The sequence below is a fragment of the Marivirga harenae genome (assembly GCF_030534335.1).
GTDB lineage: Bacteria > Bacteroidota > Bacteroidia > Cytophagales > Cyclobacteriaceae > Marivirga > Marivirga harenae.
On record NZ_CP130565.1, the window covers coordinates 2,397,593 to 2,419,508 of the forward strand.

Genomic DNA, 21,916 nt, shown 5'->3' on the forward strand with positions numbered 1-21,916 from the left:
GTTCCAGATTATTGATGATTCTTAATCATTTCGGCTATAAGCTTCCTGTTTAATTTTAGTTGCTCATAATCTAATTTTAAACCCAAAGGCCCAAGATCTTTGCTGATTTGATCATACATAGGTTTTAATGCCTCAAATGGAGCCGAAACGGATTCAAAAGCAGTTGCATCATAAGAGTTTTTTGTTGAAGTCTCTGCACCTTTTTCAAGCAAAGCCTTGACAATTTCAACTCTACCGTAGAATGATGCTACATGTAAAGGAGTTGAGCCATCCGCACTTTTTGCGTTTAAATCAGCCCCACTTTCTATTAGTAGTTTGGCTGCTTCTGTTTTTCCAAAAGTGGCTGCAATATGTAAGGGAGTTGAACCATAATCATCTTTTTCATTCAGGTTTGATTTTGCTGCAACATGTTGTTTAATAACTTTTACATTCCCGAAGAATGCTGCTTCTTGAATAGGTGTACTTGGTTTTTCTTCTTGCTCAGATTTAGTACTTTTTTCCTCGCTTTGTTGGCAAGCTACCGTTGAGCTTAATGCAATTGTGATAGCTAATACATAAACTACTTTTGATGTTTTTAATTGAATTCTTTTCATGATTTTAATTTTAAGTGTTAATAAATTTTTGATTTACACAAAGGTCTGTAGGAAACATGGATGACAGGTAGCAAGCATGCTTCAATAGATATAAGCCATGCATTTTGTATACAAACTATGGAGAAGGACTATAAACTATGACGCAAACCCGTCAAATAAGCAGTTGTAAATGGTGTTTTAATTGCCGAATATTGCATATCAGCACAGCACTCTCATGTTAGACTATCTAAACCATAAAAGCCCCTTTTTACAAAAGGTAGTAGCTATAATTCAAGATAATTTAGGCGATGAACACTTTGGCGTAACCGAGCTGGCCGAAGCTTTGAACATGAGCAGGTCTAACTTACTTCGCAAAGTCAAACAGGAAATAGGAGAGTCAGTAAGTGTATTTATTAGAAATGTTAGATTACAAAATGCTCTTCAATTATTAAAAGAAAGTGAACTCACAGTTTCTGAGATATCATTTCGAGTAGGTTTCAGTAGTACCTCTTATTTTACGAAATGCTTTAGGGAATTATATGGACATACTCCTGGAGATACATCAAAAATAAATATTGAAAGAGACCTAAGCGAAACTAGCAATCCTGATTCACAGAAAAGTTTAAGATTAAAACGACCTATTCTGGTCGGAATAGTGATTCTCTCAATAGTAGCAATAGCACTTTTAGTAATTTACTATCAAAAGAATAATACCCCTTCAAAACTATTAGCCAAGTCGGTGGCTGTTCTGCCATTTAAAAATGATAGTGCCGACAGTACGAATGTCTATTTCATGAATGGATTAATGGAGGCAATATTAGACAACTTTCAGAAAATTGAAGACCTAAAAGTAACCAGTAGAACTACCTCTGAAAAGTATAGAAATGATTTAAAGTCAATACCAGAGCTTTCAAGGGAGTTAAATGTCAATTATTTCGTTGAAGGCAGCGGGCAAAAAATCGGGGATGAAATTGTATTAACTATCCAATTGATTGAGGGACCAAGCGATAAACACCTTTGGTCGAAGCGATATAAACGAGAGCTAAATGATGTTTTCGCGCTCCAAGCTGATGTAGCTAAAAGCATTGCCGCAGAAATCAATGCTGTAATCACACCAAAAGAACAAGAGCGAATAGAAAAAGTCCCAACCAATAATTTAGTGGCCTATGACTACTATTTAAAAGGACTAACCTTATTAAATGATGATACTGGGAATGGCCTGAAAGAAGGAATAGTTCAATTTAAGAAAGCGATTCAAGAAGATGGAGAATTTGCCAATGCCTACGCCTATATCGCAATCTCATATTATTATTTAGACCTTTTTCGAGAGGAAAAACAACACACTGAAGAAATTAAGAACTATGCTGACAAGGCAATGCTTTTAGATGCTGACTTAGGTGAGAGTTTGATTGCCAATTCTTTATATTTTATGCAAATCAAGGATTTTCGTAAGGCAGAGGAAGCCTTATTAGAAGTTTTGGAATATTATCCTAATGTAGCCTGGATTCACAATTTCTTGTCCGATATCTACGCCTATATGCTTCCCAATACTAAAAAATATTTGATTCACGCATTGCAAGGGATTGAAGTAGCTATTTCAGACAAAGATTCTGTATCAGCAAGTATCACTTATTTGCATTTAAGTAATGCTTTGGCGCAAACAGGTTTTCTCGATGAGGCAGAAAAATATATTAAGAAATCGAAGGCCTATAATCCTCAAAATCATTATTCAAAATACCTCCATGAATATATTAAGCTTGGCCAGCATAATGATTTGAGACAAACTAAATTTGCGCTGATCGAAATCTTTAATCAGGACACGACTAAAATTGATGTGATCAGTGAAGTCGCAAAAGTCTGTTATACCTTAGAAGAGTACGAAGAGGCTTGGTTTTATTATGAAAAACTTATTTCAATCAGGTATGCTTTGAAATTAGATATTTATCATAATTATGATCTCAATATGGCATTTGTGTTAGAACAACTAGGAAGGGAACAAGAGGCTAAGAGCTTTTATGAGAGCTACTTGGCTTTTGCGGAAAAGGATCAATCTATTTATCAAGAATTAACTATGGCTGCCTATTTTGCAGCCAAAGGGGATATCGAAAAAGGCATGAACGGCTTAAAGGCATTTTCTAAACAGGATAATTATCAATATTGGTTCGTTCTATTTCTTGATAAGGACCCGATTCTATTAAAAATGAAAAATCACCCCGATTTTCAGAATACAGTACAGAAAATCCGAACCAAATTCTGGGAGAATCATAAAGAGATTAAAAAAATGCTTGTCGATAAAGATATTGTTCGAATGTAGTTTTGGCGATTTCAACAAAACCACAATACTTGATAAGGGCATAAGCGATAAGTAATGTAAGCCAAAGTTTTCTTATTATCGAATCCCATTTCTTCGGTTAGAAATTTCTAAAAAGCCAATTGATAATATTTAACAAATAAATAGGGCGAACATTGAAAAGCAGCTCGTTTGTAGTACTTAAATTTCATTTTGGCTTCATTAATACCAAGCACTTTTACGTTGTAAGACGGCACGACTTTAGGGGAAGAGACAAATCTTTCTTATCTAATTTCACATTTGGTCTTCTTACATCTTTTCCTTTACTCTTTATACATTTTTAAAAACTATTTGCAATACATACTAAATTGTAGAACAAATATAATTTCTTTCCGTATATTTGTTCTACAATTAAAAAGGTAATCATGAAAGAGACAAAGCTCGGAGAATTTGAAGAGGTGATTTTACTGGTCGTAGCCATTTTAGGAGAAGAGGCATATTCACTAAAAGTTGCAGAAGAGTTTGAAAACCAAACCGGAAGAAGTGTTTCCATTGGTTCAGTGCATTCTACTATGGATCGTTTATCTAAGAAAGATTTTTTAAGCTCGGAAATGGGTGAACCTTCAGCTAACAGGGGAGGAAGACGGAAAAGAATTTATAAGATTACAGCTATCGGTCAAGAGGTATTGAAAAATTCGCAGGATTTCAAAGTGTCCTTATGGAATCAAATCCCTGGATTATCTTTAAATAAACTCTCTATTAATCATTTAAATCTTTCCTAATGAAACCAGCACCTCCAAAGTTGGCCCAAAAGCTCTTGAAAAGCTTCCTAAGGGAAGAGCTTGCTGAGGAAGTCCTTGGTGATCTAGAAGAGAATTTTCATTCGAGGGTTGAAAACCGCTCTTTGATGAAGGCCAAGATCAATTATTGGTTTCAAGTGATCAATTATCTACGCCCATTTGCTATTCAAAAATCAAAGTCATACAATTCAAATTATACTGACATGTTCAAAATTAATTTCAAAATTGGTTACAGAAACCTACTACGAAATAAAGGCTATTCTTCTATAAATATTGGGGGCTTAGCAGTGGGCATGGCAGTCGCGATGCTAATTAGTTTGTGGGTTTATGATGAATTGACATTCGATAGTTATCATGAAAATCATGACCGAATAGCTCAAGTGATGAAGCATCAGCAACTCAATGATGAAATCAGTATGCAAGCCGCGCTTCCAATCCCGCTTAAAGAAGAACTTCAATCTAACTACGGAGAAGGCTTCGATAAAATGGTTTTAGCATACTGGCCACAGAATCTAATTATCTCTCATGAAGATACAAAGATGACTTCAATTGGAAATTTTATTGAGAAGGACGTTATAGAAATGTTTTCTATTCATATGCTTAAAGGAGATGAAAAAGCATTGACAGAGCCAGGATCAATAATTATTTCATCGAAATTATCTTATGCGCTTTTCAAAGATGAAAGACCAGTAGGTAAAATGATGAAAATTGATAATGAATTAGAAGTGATGGTAACAGGTGTATACGCTGACTTTCCTAAAAATTCCAGTTTTTATGGAATTAACTTTTTTGCTCCCTGGAAACTTTACCAAAACTCACAAGATTGGATAAGAGAGGCAGCCGTAACTAACGATTGGGGCAATAATTCATTTCAGATATTTGCTGAATTAGCTCAGGATACTGATTTAGAAAGCCTCAATCAGCAAATAAAGAGGGCAGGGTATAGCCATATTAGTGAGGAAGAAAAAGCCCAGAAACCAGAGGTTTTCCTTCATCCCATGAATGATTGGCATTTAAAGTCATCCTGGGAAAATGGAGTACAATCTGGAGGTTTAATTAAGTTCGTAAAATTATTTGCCATAATTGCTGGTCTAGTATTATTGCTGGCTTGTATTAATTTCATGAACTTAAGTACAGCACAGTCTGAAAGGAGAGCTAAAGAAGTGGGTGTTCGCAAGGCAATTGGATCTAGAAGAGGACAATTGGTGAATCAATTTCTTATTGAGTCCTTTTTAGTGGTCATCATATCCTTTGTTTTAAGCTTTTGTATCGTTCTCATAGCGCTGCCTTTCTTTAATGAATTAGTTGACAAAGACATCCAACTCCCGCTAAGTAGTCTTTATTTTTGGATTTTCTGCGGGAGTTTCATTTTTGGCACTGCACTGCTGTCTGGTAGTTACCCGGCATTCTATCTGTCTTCATTTCGTCCAATTTCTGTCCTAAAGGGATCCTTCAAAGCCGGTCCGTCCTCATTAATGCTTAGAAAAGTTTTAGTGGTTTTACAGTTTTCTGCATCTATTGTATTAATTATCGGTACATTATTTATTCAAAAGCAAGTTGAATTTGCTAAGGACCGACCCATGGGATATGATGCTGAAGGTACCATTATGTTGTGGAGCAATTCCGCAGATTTTACTGGGAAGTTTGACGTGCTTCGGAATGAATTGAAAAGCAAAGGAGCAATTGTAGAATTGTCAGAATCATCTAGCCCATTAACACAGATATTCAGTAGAACCAGCAACTTATCCTGGGAAGGAAAGGATAATAATTACGATGTTGATTTTGGGAAGATTGCAGTGACCCCGGAATATGGAAAAACGATTAATTGGAACATAATAAAGGGGAGAGACTTTTCCAGAGATATCACCTCTGATTTACAAGCAGTAATTCTAAATGAAAAGGCCGTACGAGAAATGGGCATTGCAGACCCAATAGGAAAGATTATTAGATCCGGAAGTGGTGAAAAAACTAAGGAACTGCGCGTAATTGGTGTCATCGAAAATTTAATTATTCAATCTCCTTTTGATGAAGTAACTCCTATTATATTCTCTATGAGTAATAGTCCTATGAATTGTATGACCATGAGACTTAATCCAGAGCAAAGTACATCAGCTTCGATCGCTATAATTGAGGATGTTTTTAAGGAGCAGTTACCGTCTACACCATTGGATTTTACTTTTACTGATGAGCAGCATGGATTGAAATTTGCGAGTGAGGAACGTTTTGGTTCAGTAGCCGGCTTATTTGCTTTGCTAGCCATTTTTATTAGTTGTCTGGGTATATTCGGTATGGCCTCTTTTGTTGCAGAGCAGCGTACAAAGGAAATTGGAGTCAGAAAGGTATTAGGTGCTTCTGTCTTGAGTATATGGAAGATGATTACACAGAGCTTTCTCGTCTTGGTAGGTCTTTCATGTTTAGTCGCTATACCAATAGCGTATTATTTAGTTTCCGGATGGTTAGAAGGCTTTCAATATAAAACTAATTTACACTGGTCAGTCTTTGCCATAGCGGGCGTTGGAGCAATTGTGATTACGCTTGTAACTGTTAGTTATCATGCTATATCATCTGCCTTGGGAAATCCTATTAAAAGTTTGAAGGCTGAATAAGGGACTCAAGAAGAGACTCTGCGGCAAGTTTATTGAAGGCAACCGGATTTTTATAAATGATCATGAAGTTCCCATAGGTCAAACCTATAAGTCAAGTGTTAATAAACTGCTTTAATATAACTATTATCACATCTCGCCAGATCCTTTAATAAATGTATTATTGAGCTTTTGATAAGATCAAAAGAGTCCTTGTTGTTTTACTCACCCTTTTCCATTCGTGTTTTCAACTGCATATGCAGCATAGGATAAGGTTTACCTGAGGCATCTAATGCTGAACGGCCTATCACCTCAAATCCACAATGCTGGTAAAAGCCAACAGCCTGCTCATTTTGTTCATTTACATCAACCTTGCTAACTTTTAAATCATTAATAGCATAAGTTAATAAGCTTTTGCCGATTTGCTTACCTCTGTCCTCAGGATGGATGAAAAGCATTTCGAGATTATCTTCAGCAACACCAAGAAAACCGATAATTCTATTATTTTCATTTTTAATACACCTTAATTCAACGGCATCTAAATAGTTATTTAAGATGAGTGGTTTAAAGTAGGCAATATCAGCTTCTTTCAAGAAGTGATGTGTTGCCCTTACAGAAGCCTCCCAGACTTCTACTATTTCTAGGTAATTACTTTTATTTACTTTTTCTATTAGAGCGTCCATGTTTTTGAGAGTGATTAAAGTTATGCTAAAAGCTTCCAACCGGCAAAACCTACAATAATATAAAATAAATTACTTAAAATATGAATAAGTATAGCCATTTTTAAAGAGCCGGTTCGCAAATAGATCCATCCCCAACTAATACTAAAAAGGAAGTACATAGGCCACAAAATCATAGGGCTGTGGCCAACTGTGAAAATAACTGAGGTAATCAAAATGGCTGCCCAGGCAGGTAATTTCTTGGCAATGGAAGATTGCAGGTATCCTCTAAAAACAACTTCTTCCATGATTGGACCAACAATGAGAGCCAAAAGTAAAAAGCCGCTCATTTCAAGTGCACCTCCATTTTCCTGAATAAAGCTAAACATTTTGGAACCGCCTCCGATAATCCCGCCATAGTCATAGGCTGGAAGAATTACTGATCTGTATATCCATGCTAAAAAATGAGTTGATGCTAATACAGCTAATACCAATAAAACCGCTTTACTATTTTTGATTTTACTGGCTTGCAAACCTATCTGAGTGTAAAAAGAGTCTCCCGATTTTCTCAAATCCCACCAGAATAGCAGTAAAATCATGATGCCACTCAGCAGGGTAGAAGATAATCCTATAATTTCTATAGGAGTGTCCGTATTTGGTGCTAACTTAAAAGCGTAGGAAATGATAATTCCTGCTAAAAGCTGACATGCGTACATGGCAACTATAGCCAAAATTCCTCGCTTTATAGTTAATTGATGCTGTGTTGAACTTAAGTCTTTCATTTTATATGATGTAAATATTTTTAATAAATCAGTAATAATGTCTTAAGGAAGAATTCCCTTATGGCTCTCGCCATAAAGGAATTCTTAATTTGCTTTCAGGGTGAAAATTGATAATTATAGGTTCATCAGCATCCTCTAAGTTTTCTAAACTTACCTCTTTTCCAGAACCGTAATTAATCTGTGAATTGGGATTTTTATTTCCGTTTATGACCGCTATCAGTCTACTGCCAACAGCTATTTTTTTACTAATAATACGGGTATTGTTGAAAGTAAGGGTTGTTACCTTATTTGGAGTTAATAATTCTCTCTCCTCTATGCTTTTAGCATGACTAGCTCTGCCTATAATATAGCTTAAATGAAAATAACTTCCATCGGCCAGTAATTCATAGAGGTTGATGGAATAATCAAAATCTTGTTTATTGGTTGATACCTTAAACTCTCCTGTAAATGAGCCATTGATTACCACTTCCTCTTGAAAAGCATTGGTTTTGAAAACTAAACCGTCCTTCAAGTTTATATTATCTTTTATAATTGGCCAAGGGTAATAATCTGCATTGTTGGGTGTTGACCGATCTGCTAAGTCAATGCTAAGCTGAATAGGTTCAACTTCTTTGTTCATTTTTTTTGTAAGCTGAAAGGACGAATCCTTTTCATTAGAACTTAAATAGAATACTAAAGAATCATTACTCATTTCAGCAAGCGTTGGCCTATGCAACCACTTATTCTCACCCATGACTTGAAAGTTTACCTTGTCTTTCAGTAAAATAGGTTTTTTCTTTCCTTTTAAGATATAATCGAACCACTCAAAAGCTAGCCCAGTTTGAATTTTAAGGTTGGCTACACTATCAATTTCATAGCCCCGTAAATTGGCGCTCGATTCAGTCTGGGCACCAAAATGATCATAAGGGCCAAGTAATAAATAATGTTCAGCAGTTGGATTATATTTTAAATGCTCTAGATAATAATACATTGCGCCACGCTGACCATCATCATAATAACCTGTGGTTGTTAGAATTGGGATATCAATATGAGCAAATTCCTCCTTATAAGGTATAAAGGCTTGCCAATAACTATCGTATGTAGGGTGGCTGATCCACTCTTGAAATAATGGATTAGGTACGCCATCAATGGAATCCATCTTATTGTAAGCTAGGCCATTTGTATACCAAGTATTTTGCATTCTATTCCATCTAGCAGCATCAAAATTTGCACCATTATCTAATAGCTTATTATTGGTTACAAAAGGAATCCATTTATAGGGGAAATTATGAAAGATATTGTTCTCCATGGGTACATCAAGCCCCGGTGCTGCAGAAACCGAAGGGATGATGGTTTTTAAAGCAGGATGTACTTTTTCTTTCATGGAAGCCCACTGACTAAATCCATTGTAGCTTCCCCCGTACATGGCTACCTTACCGTTACACCAAGATTGTTTACTTATCCAATCTATGGTTTCATATACATCTTTGTATTCGTGTTTATAAGGCTCGATGGCATTGGTGCTTTTTCGCTTGCCACGAGAGTTGGCAATTACGCCAACATATCCCTTTGACGCTGCAATCATTGCTTGGTTTTTATTGGAATTATCTGCGTAAATAGTGAAGATTAAAATAGCAGGTAAAGCTGCTATATTTCTTTTTCGAACGGTGATGACCGAAATTTCAGCACTATCCCTTGCCGAGATAATAAGGGATTCTTCAATTAAGTACCTATCATTCTCATCTCTTTCTGTTTCCTCGAAAATAATAGGTTCGGTAAGGGAATACACATGATAGAGAAAATATGCATTTAGGATGCTCTTTGCTTCATCAGCCGTTAAAGTTTCCTCCGGAACACCTGCGTATTTAGCGTGAAAGTCATCTGTAAATTGAGCCACTCCATCATAGGTAGTGAAATTAACCGTAATGGTGGAGGCCATAATATCAGTACATTTTTTTATATATTGTGAGAAGACAGAACGATAAGAGTCTTGGAAATTCTCGCCTGACTTATTTTGCTGAATCTTCGCTTTAAGATACAATTCGTATTGCGAGTAAGTAAGATGACCTTCCGAAGTATTTCCAGCTCTAATATTTCTAATGGTTTGGATAGCATCTTCATTGCGGCCAGCAATCATTTCATATCTCAATCGCTCCCGATCGCCAATGCTTATGCCTTCAGCTTTAGTGTAGTCCAAGTAACGATTGGCCAAATTATTCATTGCCAGATCAAGCGCAGCTGTATCATTTATTGCTCTTTTCTCAAAATCCAGATTTTGACTAAAAGCACTCATGCTGATACTTATTAAAAACAGTATAATTAGTAAATTTTTCATCCTAATTATTTTCCGCTTTTGTAATCGTATAGTTCAAACATATAGGAACCATAGCCATCATCTTGAGCATGCTTGATGCTTGTTTTCAAAGCCGGTGCATACCAGTAGGTATCATTCATTTTACCACTTCCTGCTTTTGTATTGGTGAAAGTCCCTTTATGCTCAATCTTGTAGGCCATAAATCTTCCAGCAAGAACCACTACTTCTTCATAAGAAACTACTTCTACCTCTTGATTGGTGATCATAGCTGTACCTTCAGCATTTTCCCACTTACTTTCAAAAGTCCACTTTTTACCTACCTCCAAAGGCCAATCGCGAAAAGGAGTGTTGCTTGTCTCTTCCTTGATGGTATTGGAAATCAGTACTGTGTCAGTACCATTCCAAAAGCCTAGGCTTCCTTCAAAGGCAACAACTTCCCGTTTGTCTTGGCCTTCCCATCGGATTTTTTCGCCAGCAACACTTTTTTCCATCCAGGTCCATTGTTCTCCAATGTGATAGTCTTCTAAACTAGGTTTTTGTGCAGTTATACTTTCTTTTTCTTCTTTAGGGGCTGTATTACAGGCATATAGTAATGCCATGGTAATAAATATTACGCTATACTTTTTCATGTTCAGATTTGTTAAGGTTTATACTATTACAGGCTGTTCCACTTTTTGAATTTTGCAGACTGTCGATTAGATACGTCTAACTTTTCGCCAGTTGACAAGGTGATTTGCAGCTTATTATTAAAATAGGGATTTATTTCTGTTATGTATTCAGTATTAATAATTTGACTTCTATTGATCCGGAAAAACAAACTTGGATCCATTTTCTCTTCTAGAAGATTTAAAGACCTTTTGATTAAAACCGTTTTTCCATCAAAGTGTAGCTTTGCATAATTTTCCACCGACTCAATAAGGCTAATGCTTGAGATAGGGATAAAGTAGCAGCTTTCACCATCTTTAATGAAAATCTTTTTGTGTAATAAAAATGGTGCTGGGGATTCTTCTTCTCTTTTGGTAAATCCTTTTTTAATCTTCTCAATCGCTTTGGCAAACCTTTCCTCTCTAATGGGTTTTACGATATAATCCAAAGCGTTTACCTCAAATGCTTTTACTGCATACTGGTCATAAGCTGTAGTAAAAACTACCTCAGGCACGGTACCCAATTCTTCCAAAAGATCAAATCCAGACTTTTTGGGCATATGTATGTCAAGAAAAATAATGTCTGGATGCGTACTTTCAATCAATGCTTTAGCTTTTTCTACATTACTTTCTTCTCCAATTATTTCAAATTCAGGATAGTTCTCAAGTGCCCTTTTTACCTCTTCTCGAGCCAGGCGTTCATCATCAATTATTATAGTTTTGTAAGTATCCATTATTCAATAATTGGGATTGTTAATTTTGCTAGAACAGATTCATTCTCTATCTGATTTATTTCAAATTGTGCTGCTCCTTTATATTTCAGTTGAAGGCGATTTTTTAGGTTTTTTAACCCTATTCTATTATCACCCTCAATATTTAATGTACCAGGGTTTACTACTTTTATAACTGCTTTATTACCTTCCTTTTTAATAGATAGCTCAAGAGTCCCACCATCTAATTGCTTATCGATACCGTGCTTAAGTGCATTTTCAACTAATAATTGTATACTCAGCGGCAGTATTCGTATATGATTCAGGCGCTCATCTACCTCCAGATTAAATTTTAGACGTTCTTCAAATCGCAATTTTTCAAGCTCTACATAGTCTTTTACTAGTCCCATTTCTTCTTCCAATGAAACTGTTGAATCTTGCGTTTCATAAAGAGATGAGCGTAGAATATCCGACAATAAGTCTACTGCACGTCTGGCAATTTTAGGATTCTCAATAATAAGCGATTTGATTGAATTGAGAGAGTTAAATAGGAAGTGAGGATTTAATTGAGCCGATAAATTATCGAACTGTGCCTGCTTAGCTATTAGAGATAGTTGTGCATTCATCTTTGTTGATTGTACTTCTCTTTGGTAAAAGTGGTACAAATGATAGGCAAGTAGCCAGATGCTCATATGTCTCAAACCAGTTATTAGTACAGGATTCCATACAAAAAACGGGTTCCAAACGAAGAGTTCTTTAATTGAATCGTTTTGTCTATCTGCTAAATATATATAGATTGATGTTTTTATGTTCATAATGATCATGAACATAATGGAGAGTATGATAAGGGCTGGGATGAGTTTCCAGATTAAATCCTTTATATTCAATTGGTTCCACTTTCTTTTTACTGCCATGGTTCTGTATGCATGCGTGATGGCAATACAAATAGCCACATCAAAAATATAGTTGATAATCGCATCAGATAATTCAAAATCATCTCTAAATAGAGCAATATAGAACCAGAAAAGGGACACTAATCCCCATCCAAAAAACTGACACTTCCAATAAAGAGAGTTGCTTTTATTCTGCGCTATGTTTAAAGTTTTTGTCATTGATGAATCAAATTAAGACAATAATAAGTAAGTTAGAAAGCAAAAGTACAGGAGCGTAAATAAACGGAAATTAACGTTATAAATTGACCTAATTTTAACTGTAAAGCTTTGCTAACTTGCTTTTTATCATTTAAAATGACTCTTCTTGACTCAAGGAAAGATTAAATACATCTAATTTCTAGTCCTTTTTTAAAAATTCAATGACTTGAATACAAATCCCGCGTGTTGTGAATGTTAAGGTAAAGAAACTATTGTGGTGGTGGGGGTGGGCGAGGAACCCATGCACCAATGTAGATTACGGGTATATCATTTTTTAAGTGGTTGAGATAATCTTTGTTAGATAATTCTCTTTACAGCTAACGCATATATTGTTTGCTATTACAAAAGTTTTTATTTCTGCTTCAAACTGTTGGTTCAAAACTATAGCCTTTTAATCCAATTCTATTCTAATCTTATTTCTGTATAATTTCCGTATCTTTGTTGTTATACTAATTATTAAAAATGCAAGAAGCAGAGAAGTACAGTCGGTATTCATTTTTGTTAGATAAAACAGCCAGAAGGGTAAAGCAGTATGCAAAACAAAGATTTAGGGAATTAGGCTGGACTATCACCATTGACCAATGGGCCGTGCTAAAGCAGCTTTATGATAAAGGAGAACTCAACCAGCGGGAATTGGCAAGCAATACTTTCAAAGATCACCCAACCATGACCCGTATTATTGATTTATTAAAAGCCAAACAGTTGATCGTCCGCAAGCCTCATCCCAATGATAGAAGGAGCTTTATGATTGCCTTAACCATAAACGGTAAATCAATGGTAGAAGAATGCTTGCCTGAGGTGCAGAAAATTAGAATGAAAGCATGGGAAAATCTGTCGCCAGATGATTTTCAAGAGTTCAAAAGAATTCTGGAGAGCATCTATCATAATTTAGCTTAAGGGTCAACTTTATCAATGCCCACATAATAGAGATCAAAGCCGCCAAGTCCAACAGGTCTATTGGAAGAAAATATCATGAAGTCATTTGTAAAGTCAGGTCCCATCGGGTGAATAATCGGGCGGTATTCATCATGTTCTGAATTGATTCGCGACCCAAGGTTTTGTGGTTCAGTCCATTCTCCATTAATATTTTCTGAATAGTATAAATCAAAACCTCCAAATCCACCGGCTCTATCTGAAGCAAAGACCATAAAATCTTTGATAATAAAAGGGCATTTATCATTTGCAGAAGAATTAAGTGCATCTATTTTACGAATGCTTTTGTCTGACTGATCATTAAGTTTGTCAACCAGGTCATGGGAATTATCAAGCTCGACATTGAAGATATCAAATTGGCCGTTCCTATTGCTGCACCAATATATTTGACTACTATCCTTATTGAATGTAGGGTAATAATCATCAAATGGAGAATTTAAAATTGGGACATTATAGATGGAGTCATAGTCTTGATTATTAAGGTCGTGGATGAATTTTATGTCGAAATCACCTGATTCGTCATTAGCAAATAGCAATAACAGCTTTCCGCTTGAGTGAAAATTCTCTGTCATGTAAGGGCCTAACTCGTTACTACTAGAGTTTGTTTTTCTAAGAACCTTGTCTATCTCTGCTGAATTTATTAAGTAGTCTGAGTTAGAGTTTTTTATTTCCTCTACAGTCAATTCTCCAGTTTCTTTTGAAAAGTATATGTAGATGGGTTTGTAAATGATGTCAAACTCCCCACCACTTGATCGCCTATTAGATGAAAAGCACAATGGGAAGGATTCTCCAAATCCAGGAGCAGCAGAATTATAATCATCAAATTCGGAATTTACTGCTTCAAAGTTTTTGGGAAGGACGCTAATTGTTGCTTCATGATAATTGTACATGGTACTATTATCGCAAGAGTATATTACAGATAATAGGAAGATTGTAACAAAAAGTCTTTTAGTATTGGTCATCTCAATTAAAAAGTATGTGTTTTAAAACGTGAAAGGATCTGGTTATTTAATACATCTTAGATTTACTTTACGTGCTATAGACTCACCGAAGTTATGATAGGTTGGAAGATTATGTACGAGCTAGGTTAGATAAATTTAAGACAGCTTCATAACATAGTTTAGTATTGTCTATTTTGTAATTCTGTCACTATTATTGGTTATGAGTAGGCGCTTTCACACCTTTTATAAGATAGAAATGAAACCAATATTATTCAAAACGCAAAAAAATGCAGCGAATTACATAAAGTAATTAAACTTAGGGCATTTTACATCATCGTGAATATCTCGTAGCCGCACTCTATAATTAAGCATAAATTCGTGGGTTCCATTGGATGCGGATCTGATAGCTGAGGTAGTCCAATCATAAGAATAACTAAAATGAAAAGATTCGCTCAACTTGAAATCTATATAGGAAACCACTGCATCTATATTTCTGTATGACACTCCAACATTGAGTAAATCATAAAAAATTACACTGGTGTTGATGTCAAAATTCAGTGGAGCTCCTTCTTGACCTCTGATCAATACTGAAGGCTGAATATGCACTGTTTTTTCAAGATTTAAAGGTAGCATCAAACCACCATTTAGATAATAGTACCGAGCGGATCGTATTTCATTCAAGGCACTTTCGAAGGAAGTATCCCCAAATCCATTATTCAATAGAAAAGGAACTGAAAATCCCGCAAAAAGCGTTTTATTATAAAAGTAGACTCCTGTCCCAAAGTTTGGCTTTAAGTTACCTGTTACGCTCGCAAAAGAATTATCAGCGATATCATCTAAGTTGAGATTACCAAAATCTGCAGATAGAATATTGAGGCCAGCTGACACACCCATTGCCAATTTGCCTTTAGGTGTTTTAATAATGAATGCATAACTGCCGTATATATTCTGATTTGAATAGCTACCGATTCGATCATCGTTGATTAACAGCCCTAAACCCATTTTCTCGTTCATCAGGGAAGTATGAGCGCTAAAAAACAATGTCTTTGGAGCACCATCAAAGTTTACCCATTGATTCCTGTACATTGCAGACGCACTCAATTGAACGTGGCTTCCAGCATAAGCGGGGTTTAAAATTAACCCATTGAAAATGTACTGAGAATAAATAGGATACTGTTGTGCTTTTAAAACACCAGACATTGACAATAATGCAATTATTAAATATAAAGTCTTAATATTAAGAAATTTGCTATACATTAATTTTAATTTACTATTTCCAAATAACCATTTTGAGGCTTAGAACCGTCATTCTTTTCAATCACATAAAAATAAGTGCCATCTGGTAAATTATCCCCTAATATATTAATACCCTTGTTAGAAACACCATCGAATTTGGTATTATTGTTATCATAACCTCTTGCTTCATATACTAAAGTCCCTGCTCTATTGTATATTTTCACGTTATTGTCAGGATATTGAGATATGCAATCAATTTTGAAAAAGCTATTCGAACGGTCTCCGTTTCTTGAAATACCATTAAAAGCAGTAATTTCTGCCTTAATACTGACTTCTCCTTCCACTGTACAGCCATTTGCGGTTTGTACACTAACAATATAATCTCCTGCTGGAACACCTGTTAGATTAGGTCCGGTATTAATAAAGGTACCAAAACTATTGTACCATTCGATTCTGCTAATATCTACAGCGGTAGTTACAAAAACAGTGGCAGACCCATTATCATTATTGCATGTGGACGGTTCAAATTCGGTCATTATTTCCGGAAACACCAAGTCTTCAATAATTTCGGCTGTTACAGCTTCAGAGCTACAACCATTTCTTGTATCTGTTGCTACAACTGTATACTCGCCAGCTGATAAGTCAGTAACTCTATCCCCGGTTGTAAAAGGAGTACCATTTGCATTATCACCTCTAAACCAGCTAAATCTGTAATTGCCAGTATTACCTCCTACATCAACCCTTAATGCGCCATTATCAACTATACAATGGGTGTCATTACTTACTACCTCAACGGTGGGTTGAGCCACTGTAGGGATCTCGGAAGTTATCGTGATACTTTCTTCATTTGTACATTGCGTTAGATTGTCCGTAACCCTCACAGTATAAGTAATGTCTTCCATTTGTGAAAATTCAGGACCGATGTGGACCAAACTTCCATTAGAAGTCGTTCCTTCAAACCATTCAAATGTATATCCAATAAAAGCACCATCAACGCTTACTTTAGCTGCACCATTTGCCAAAGTTAAGTCGCAAACCGTAATTGGAGCAATTTGATCAATTGTGAGTGGAGGAGTTACCTGATCATTTGTAATAATAACTGTTGCCGTATTTTCGCAAAAAGTATCAGTATTATCTGTGGCTGTAACGGTGTATTCTCCTTCAGGAAGTGAATTTACCTGTTTAGTAGTTCCAACCGTGTTTCCATTTGCGTCTATCCAATTGTATGAATAATCTCCAGGAGAACTTACTGTTGCGAATACTGACCCATTTGGACTATCGCAATTTGTAACTGGAGTTGCTGAAGCTGAGATATTTACTGAATTCTCTTCTGTGACCAATTCATAGGTTTCAGTATAAATACAGTTTGAAATACTATCTGTAATCTTAACTGTATAAAATCCCGCAGCCAAGTTTAAATATTCGCTCCCACTATTTGCGATGGCACTAGTAGTATCTTGTCCGTTATACCAATCATAAGAAAAGGAAGTGCCTGCAGCAGTAGCTGTTACTCTTAAAAACCCAAATGCAGCATCTGGGGAAGGTAGTACACATCTTTCCGGATTTCTAAAATCTAAAGAAATGGACGGCTCAACGATATCATTTTCTATAGAGAATTCAATTAATGACGTTGCACAGTCGGAATTAGAATTTGTTGCTCGAACAAAGTAAGAGCCTTCAGCAAGAGCACTTATAGTATTTGAATTGTTTGGCGTTGATGCATCAGGCAATATATTCATATTGGCATCATACCATTCAAATGTATAGTTATTTATGTCTCCTACAACTCCATTTTCATAAACGTTGGTTATTGTAGCTTCACTGTCATTAATATCACAACGAGTGATATTGGAGATTTCCAGATCACTTGATGGAACAGAAATCGCAACAGGATTATCATTAATACTGAAAGTACGAATGGTTGAACATTGTGTAGAGTCATTGAATACTTCAACAGTATAACTACCTCCAATTAAATCTGTAGCGATTTCACCATTAGTTCCGGCAGTATTTCCGATGTTAGTTCCCAACGGAGTAGTAGTATCATTTCCCTCGTACCAATTAATAGTGTAAAAGGATGGTGATGCCCCATTATCTATATTTAGCTCTAAGGATCCATTTGCTAATGGATTGCTACAATTCGTGTTGGGTATATTGCTAATTACATTCACGACAGGGTCTGTAGCATCAAGTTCTATTTCTGCGAAAGAATAAACCGAGCAATTATTTAGTGAAGCATCGGCACGTGCTTCAATAATGTAATCCCCATCTCCAAGTCCAGTGAAGGTATAAATGGAATCTCCAGCAATGCCTGCTTGACTTGCTATTGGTGGAACGTTCACATCATCACCAAGATATAGGTATACAGTATAATTAGCTTCATCAAAACCAGTTAATGCTGTTGGAGTTAAATCTACTGTAATTGCTCCATCTGTATTGGGTACACAGGTCGTTGCATTTGTGATCGAGACCGTTTCCAAATTATGAGCATCGGCAAAAGGTAAATTAAAAATTTGAGAATTGGAACAGCCATTATCTAAATCAGTTGCAACCACTGTATATAGGCCGGATACTAAATTATTAGCTTGGGAAGAATTAACGCCACTTTCCGATAAAAAAGGGGAGCCAGCTGTTGAAGTGCCACTATACCATTCCAATAGAAATCCGGAGGTATTATTAGGTGAATTTGCTACTACTTGCAAAATACCATCTTGAGACGAACAAGAGGTTGGAAGCGCAATCACTGCATCGTTCTGAGTAATAGCAATAATCGCTTGATCGATAACTTCAATAGTAACTGCATCAGCTAAACAGTTCCGGGTATTATGAAATGCTTGAACTGTATAAAATCCAGGTTCAAGATTATCTAAAACATTTCCAGTTTCACTAAAGTCAGTCGAGGCTTTTACTTGATTACCCTCATACCACGAAAATGTATAGTCACTCACATCATCTAAATCAACGCTAGCTTCCACTCGGCCGTCAAATGGAGAGCAGGTAGTTACCGGATCTGCGTTCACGCTGAGTACTGGTTGTATTATATTATTTACCACCGTCACTCTATCGGTTACAAAACAGCCAGTATTAGTATTAGTAACTTGTGCAGTATAATCTCCTGCACCAAGACCATTTAATGAAAGTCCTGTTCCTATAACCGCTGAGCTTGTATTAGCTCCAGCAAACCACTCAATAGTGTGGTCCGCAGTATTTCCGATAATTGACACAGCTACCGTACCGTTAGGAAGGCTACTGTCACATGAATTGTTTTCAGTACTAGTAATATCATCAATCTCAGGATTAACAGTTTGGTCAACCACAACTGTGACCAAGTCAGATTCGCAATTTGTATTGTTATCGATTGCTTTAACTGTATAGCTTCCTTGAGGTAAGTTATTTACCGAGCTACCAGTAAAGTCAGGCGTTGGTTTTTCGCTGCTGCCAATGAACCATTCAAAAGTATATCCTGCAGTTGACCCATCCACATTGGCACTTAGACTTCCAGAATTGATATCAGAACAAACAATATCTGTTGCTGTAGGGGAGACTACTGGTATTACCGTTTCGTCTGGCACCTCCATGGAAGCAATGGTTTGACATCCCGTGGCTTTATCGGTCACTAGCACGGTGTAAGTAGCGGACTCTAAGCTATTCGCTACATGACTATTGCTAATCTGTAAACCACCACCCACTGTGTTTCCTTCATACCATTCGTATTCAAAATCACCCACGGGGTCATTTCCATTTACCGCTACTGTCAACTTTCCATTAGGATTTTTACAATTGTCATTGCCTCTATCCACCGTAATTTCTGCCTCAATTGTTCTTGTGCTGTCAGTAATTACCACTTGAACGGTATCCGAACTACATCCGGCTATTTTGTCATTGGCGAAAACTGTATAGGTTCCAGCATTTAGTCCTGTATAGATTGAACCCGTGTAATCAGGTGTTCCAGTGGCAGTTGTTCCATTAAACCAGAAGAAGTCATAATCAGAAGTCACTTCTGAACCGCCAACTAATCTAAATACCCTAGCGGATCCATTAGGAGCAACACTTCCTGCTGAACAAGTGATATTGTTAGTAGTTTCAGTTGACAGGGCAAAAGGTATCGGATTAACCTCCGCTGAAACTATGTTGTTGTCATAATCGCACTCCAAGAAATTGGAATTAGGAAAGCTAATTGGTGTAGGTGTAGTTGAACCATTGTCGTTCAATGCAGCATAGAGTGTAAATTGCGCACCTGTTCCGTTTACTACTAAGTCAATTGCAGAACCAGTTGTTCCCACAGTGAAATTATTTAATGTTATAAAAACAGTATTCAATTTATTGGTTCCGGCCACCATAGGATCGCCATCGTAAAATGTTACTGGAACGTCACCAGATAGCGGAACATCCCCAATATTTTCGAAGTCAAAGCTTACTGTAAAATCTTCTTCCGGGCAATTAGGAGGAGATACATCAAAAGAGGATTCAATTATCGTTAAATCTGGTGATGCATAAGTTGGACAACCATCAGAACTAAGAAATGGAGATTGATTTAAAAAACTGTTCAAAGGTCGACTAGGACCACTCGTACAAACTCCTGTTGAAAAAACCGCTTGATGCTTTTGCTGGTTTCTTGGGACAGTCAAATCGTCATTGATATTTACATTGAAATAGCCATGTTGATTCCATAATCGTCTTGCCGGTACCCACGGTTCACCAGCAGATTTGTAAATTCTGACTTCGGCATCTGTATATAATGATAAGTTTCTTCCTGGAGTAGTAGAACTGAAATTTTCACTAGCGCAAGTGACGCAAATCTCAGTAGAACCATCAGCATCTACATCTGCCACTATTGGGTATTCTACCGATGTCCTGGAGCGGCAATGAATTTGAGTATTGACACTCCCATCATTTCCATTAATGATATATAAATAGTCTTCGTCTCTGTACACCACTTCAGATTGGCCGTCACCATTAAAGTCAAACAAAGTACATCCCGTAATGCCCGAAGTTTCTTCATTGACTTCAGATGGCGCTGGATCACCAAATTCATCTACCCATAGAGAGTTCCAATTTTCATCTAACGCATATAGATATTTACCTGAAACAAAGGCTGCGTTTAATTGCCCGTCACCATCTAAATCTGCAATATTAACCCTTCCCATTCCTCGTCTCCAACCAAATTGGTAATCACCAGTACCTATGGGATCATTAAAAACTTTTACCAAATCGTTTGTTACGTCCCAAAAGAACACGCTGGACACATTTCCGCCATTTGCGCCTGTTACGATAACATCAAGATTTCCATCAAGGTTATAGTCTGCAACAGATGTAGTTGCACTTTGTGCAGATTGATATCCTCCATTTTTAGTTTGGTATGTAGCAGGCATGGTCTTAATAAGTGTTAAAGTACCTGCATCGGCTGTTCTGGCATTTAATTCGACAGCGTAAATTTTATTTCCAAGCACTAATTCCAAGTCCTCATCACCCATGATGTCTACGGCAACTGCTCCGCTCGGAATACTATTCCAATTTGTACCTGAATTTTGTACTAATCTAACTCCAGTCAGCGGATCTCTGATTTCATCCTTATAGTACATTTCGGCTTGACCGTCACGATCAAAATCTGCGAAACTTAGAAAAACTGGATCGTTGTATAGCCTTTCTGATGTCCAAAGTAAATTCAGTTCACAATCGAATGCTTTAATAGTAAAATTATTCCATCCGTTTTCGTTTATAATAAAGACTTCTCCACAATTGTCATCTGAAATGTTAATCATGGAGGCCGATCTAAAGGAGGGATTATTGGTTGTAGCCTGATGTTTAATTGTTGCGTCATCACCATTGAGGAGGTATATTCTGTCATCGTCATAGGTAGTTGACAATATTTCAGGAATCCCATCTCTATCTAAGTCTCCGATGGCAATTCTGCTCAAGTTTAATGAAGCGTCATTTCTTGATTGATAGCCAAGTTTGAGTGAAAATTGAGGAAATGCATTCGGTTCTGCTTCACAAGATGCATCGTTTCCAAGATAAAAGCCGTCACAGGCAGTATTGTCAGTACAATCGCCATCGAAACAGTCAATGAACCCATCACCATCGTTATCGATTCCATCGTTACAAATTTCTTGTGCGAGTAAATTTATTGAAAATAGGGGGAAGAATAGTAGAAGTAAAATCTTTTTCATGACAATGTGAATTTACGAATCAATACAATTTAAGGATTTAATTGAGATGCATATTAATCAAAAGATTTTTTACAGACTTTATAAATTATTTGATATATATGTTTTATGTAATGAAATGGTAATAATTAAATAAAAATACTATTGTCTATATTT

At 36.4% G+C, this 21,916-nt stretch carries 14 protein-coding genes; 4 read left to right on the forward strand and 10 right to left on the reverse strand.

Annotated elements, in window-relative coordinates:
* Positions 1 to 8 precede the first annotated feature (8 nt).
* Positions 9 to 593, reverse strand: a complete 585-nt coding sequence (locus tag Q3Y49_RS10355) for an ankyrin repeat domain-containing protein (RefSeq protein ID WP_303268082.1) — start codon at positions 591 to 593, stop codon at positions 9 to 11.
* A 214-nt stretch (positions 594 to 807) separates the two neighbouring features.
* Between Q3Y49_RS10355 and Q3Y49_RS10360 the strand changes: the two genes are divergently transcribed.
* The 3 genes from Q3Y49_RS10360 (at position 808) to Q3Y49_RS10370 (ending at position 6,268) form a co-directional block, all read left to right on the forward strand.
* On the forward strand, positions 808 to 2,886 hold the full coding sequence (locus Q3Y49_RS10360) for a helix-turn-helix domain-containing protein (RefSeq protein WP_303268083.1): 2,079 nt from the start codon (positions 808 to 810) through the stop codon (positions 2,884 to 2,886).
* A 401-nt stretch (positions 2,887 to 3,287) separates the two neighbouring features.
* On the forward strand, positions 3,288 to 3,644 hold the full coding sequence (locus Q3Y49_RS10365; RefSeq protein ID WP_303268084.1) for a PadR family transcriptional regulator: 357 nt from the start codon (positions 3,288 to 3,290) through the stop codon (positions 3,642 to 3,644).
* Complete coding sequence (locus Q3Y49_RS10370) at positions 3,644 to 6,268, forward strand: ABC transporter permease (RefSeq protein ID WP_303268085.1); 2,625 nt, start codon at positions 3,644 to 3,646, stop codon at positions 6,266 to 6,268. The genes Q3Y49_RS10365 and Q3Y49_RS10370 overlap by 1 nt, the downstream gene beginning before the upstream one ends.
* 197 nt (positions 6,269 to 6,465) lie before the next feature.
* Here the strand turns inward: Q3Y49_RS10370 and Q3Y49_RS10375 are convergent, their stop codons facing one another.
* Genes Q3Y49_RS10375 through Q3Y49_RS10400 form a run of 6 tightly spaced genes read right to left on the reverse strand, consistent with a single transcriptional unit; the run spans position 6,466 to position 12,444 of the window.
* Positions 6,466 to 6,927, reverse strand: coding sequence for a GNAT family N-acetyltransferase (locus tag Q3Y49_RS10375; RefSeq protein ID WP_303268086.1), 462 nt, complete (start codon positions 6,925 to 6,927; stop codon positions 6,466 to 6,468).
* A gap of 20 nt (positions 6,928 to 6,947) precedes the next feature.
* Positions 6,948 to 7,685, reverse strand: coding sequence for a CPBP family intramembrane glutamic endopeptidase (locus tag Q3Y49_RS10380; RefSeq protein WP_303268087.1), 738 nt, complete (start codon positions 7,683 to 7,685; stop codon positions 6,948 to 6,950).
* A 58-nt stretch (positions 7,686 to 7,743) separates the two neighbouring features.
* Complete coding sequence (locus tag Q3Y49_RS10385) at positions 7,744 to 9,957, reverse strand: CocE/NonD family hydrolase (RefSeq protein WP_303268088.1); 2,214 nt, start codon at positions 9,955 to 9,957, stop codon at positions 7,744 to 7,746.
* A 47-nt stretch (positions 9,958 to 10,004) separates the two neighbouring features.
* On the reverse strand, positions 10,005 to 10,607 hold the full coding sequence (locus Q3Y49_RS10390; protein ID WP_303268089.1) for a hypothetical protein: 603 nt from the start codon (positions 10,605 to 10,607) through the stop codon (positions 10,005 to 10,007).
* A 26-nt stretch (positions 10,608 to 10,633) separates the two neighbouring features.
* Complete coding sequence (locus Q3Y49_RS10395; protein ID WP_303268090.1) at positions 10,634 to 11,356, reverse strand: LytR/AlgR family response regulator transcription factor; 723 nt, start codon at positions 11,354 to 11,356, stop codon at positions 10,634 to 10,636.
* The gene (locus Q3Y49_RS10400) at positions 11,356 to 12,444 is read right to left on the reverse strand and encodes a sensor histidine kinase (protein ID WP_303268091.1); all 1,089 of its coding nucleotides are present in this window, start codon (positions 12,442 to 12,444) and stop codon (positions 11,356 to 11,358) included. Before Q3Y49_RS10400 ends, Q3Y49_RS10395 begins: the two co-directional genes overlap by 1 nt.
* A gap of 501 nt (positions 12,445 to 12,945) precedes the next feature.
* On the opposite strand from Q3Y49_RS10400, the gene Q3Y49_RS10405 reads away from it, so the two are divergent.
* Positions 12,946 to 13,380 (forward strand): MarR family winged helix-turn-helix transcriptional regulator, encoded by a 435-nt coding sequence (locus Q3Y49_RS10405; protein ID WP_303268092.1) that lies wholly within the window; start codon positions 12,946 to 12,948, stop codon positions 13,378 to 13,380.
* On the opposite strand, the gene Q3Y49_RS10410 is transcribed toward Q3Y49_RS10405, so the two are convergent.
* The 3 genes from Q3Y49_RS10410 to Q3Y49_RS10420 form a co-directional block, all read right to left on the reverse strand.
* A complete protein-coding gene (locus Q3Y49_RS10410; protein WP_303268093.1) occupies positions 13,377 to 14,378 on the reverse strand; it encodes a TolB family protein in 1,002 nt (333 codons plus the stop codon). The genes Q3Y49_RS10405 and Q3Y49_RS10410 overlap by 4 nt on opposite strands.
* 276 nt (positions 14,379 to 14,654) lie before the next feature.
* Complete coding sequence (locus tag Q3Y49_RS10415) at positions 14,655 to 15,614, reverse strand: PorP/SprF family type IX secretion system membrane protein (protein WP_303268094.1); 960 nt, start codon at positions 15,612 to 15,614, stop codon at positions 14,655 to 14,657.
* A 5-nt stretch (positions 15,615 to 15,619) separates the two neighbouring features.
* On the reverse strand, positions 15,620 to 21,763 hold the full coding sequence (locus tag Q3Y49_RS10420) for a T9SS type B sorting domain-containing protein (RefSeq protein ID WP_303268095.1): 6,144 nt from the start codon (positions 21,761 to 21,763) through the stop codon (positions 15,620 to 15,622).
* Between the last annotated feature and the right edge of the window lie 153 nt (positions 21,764 to 21,916).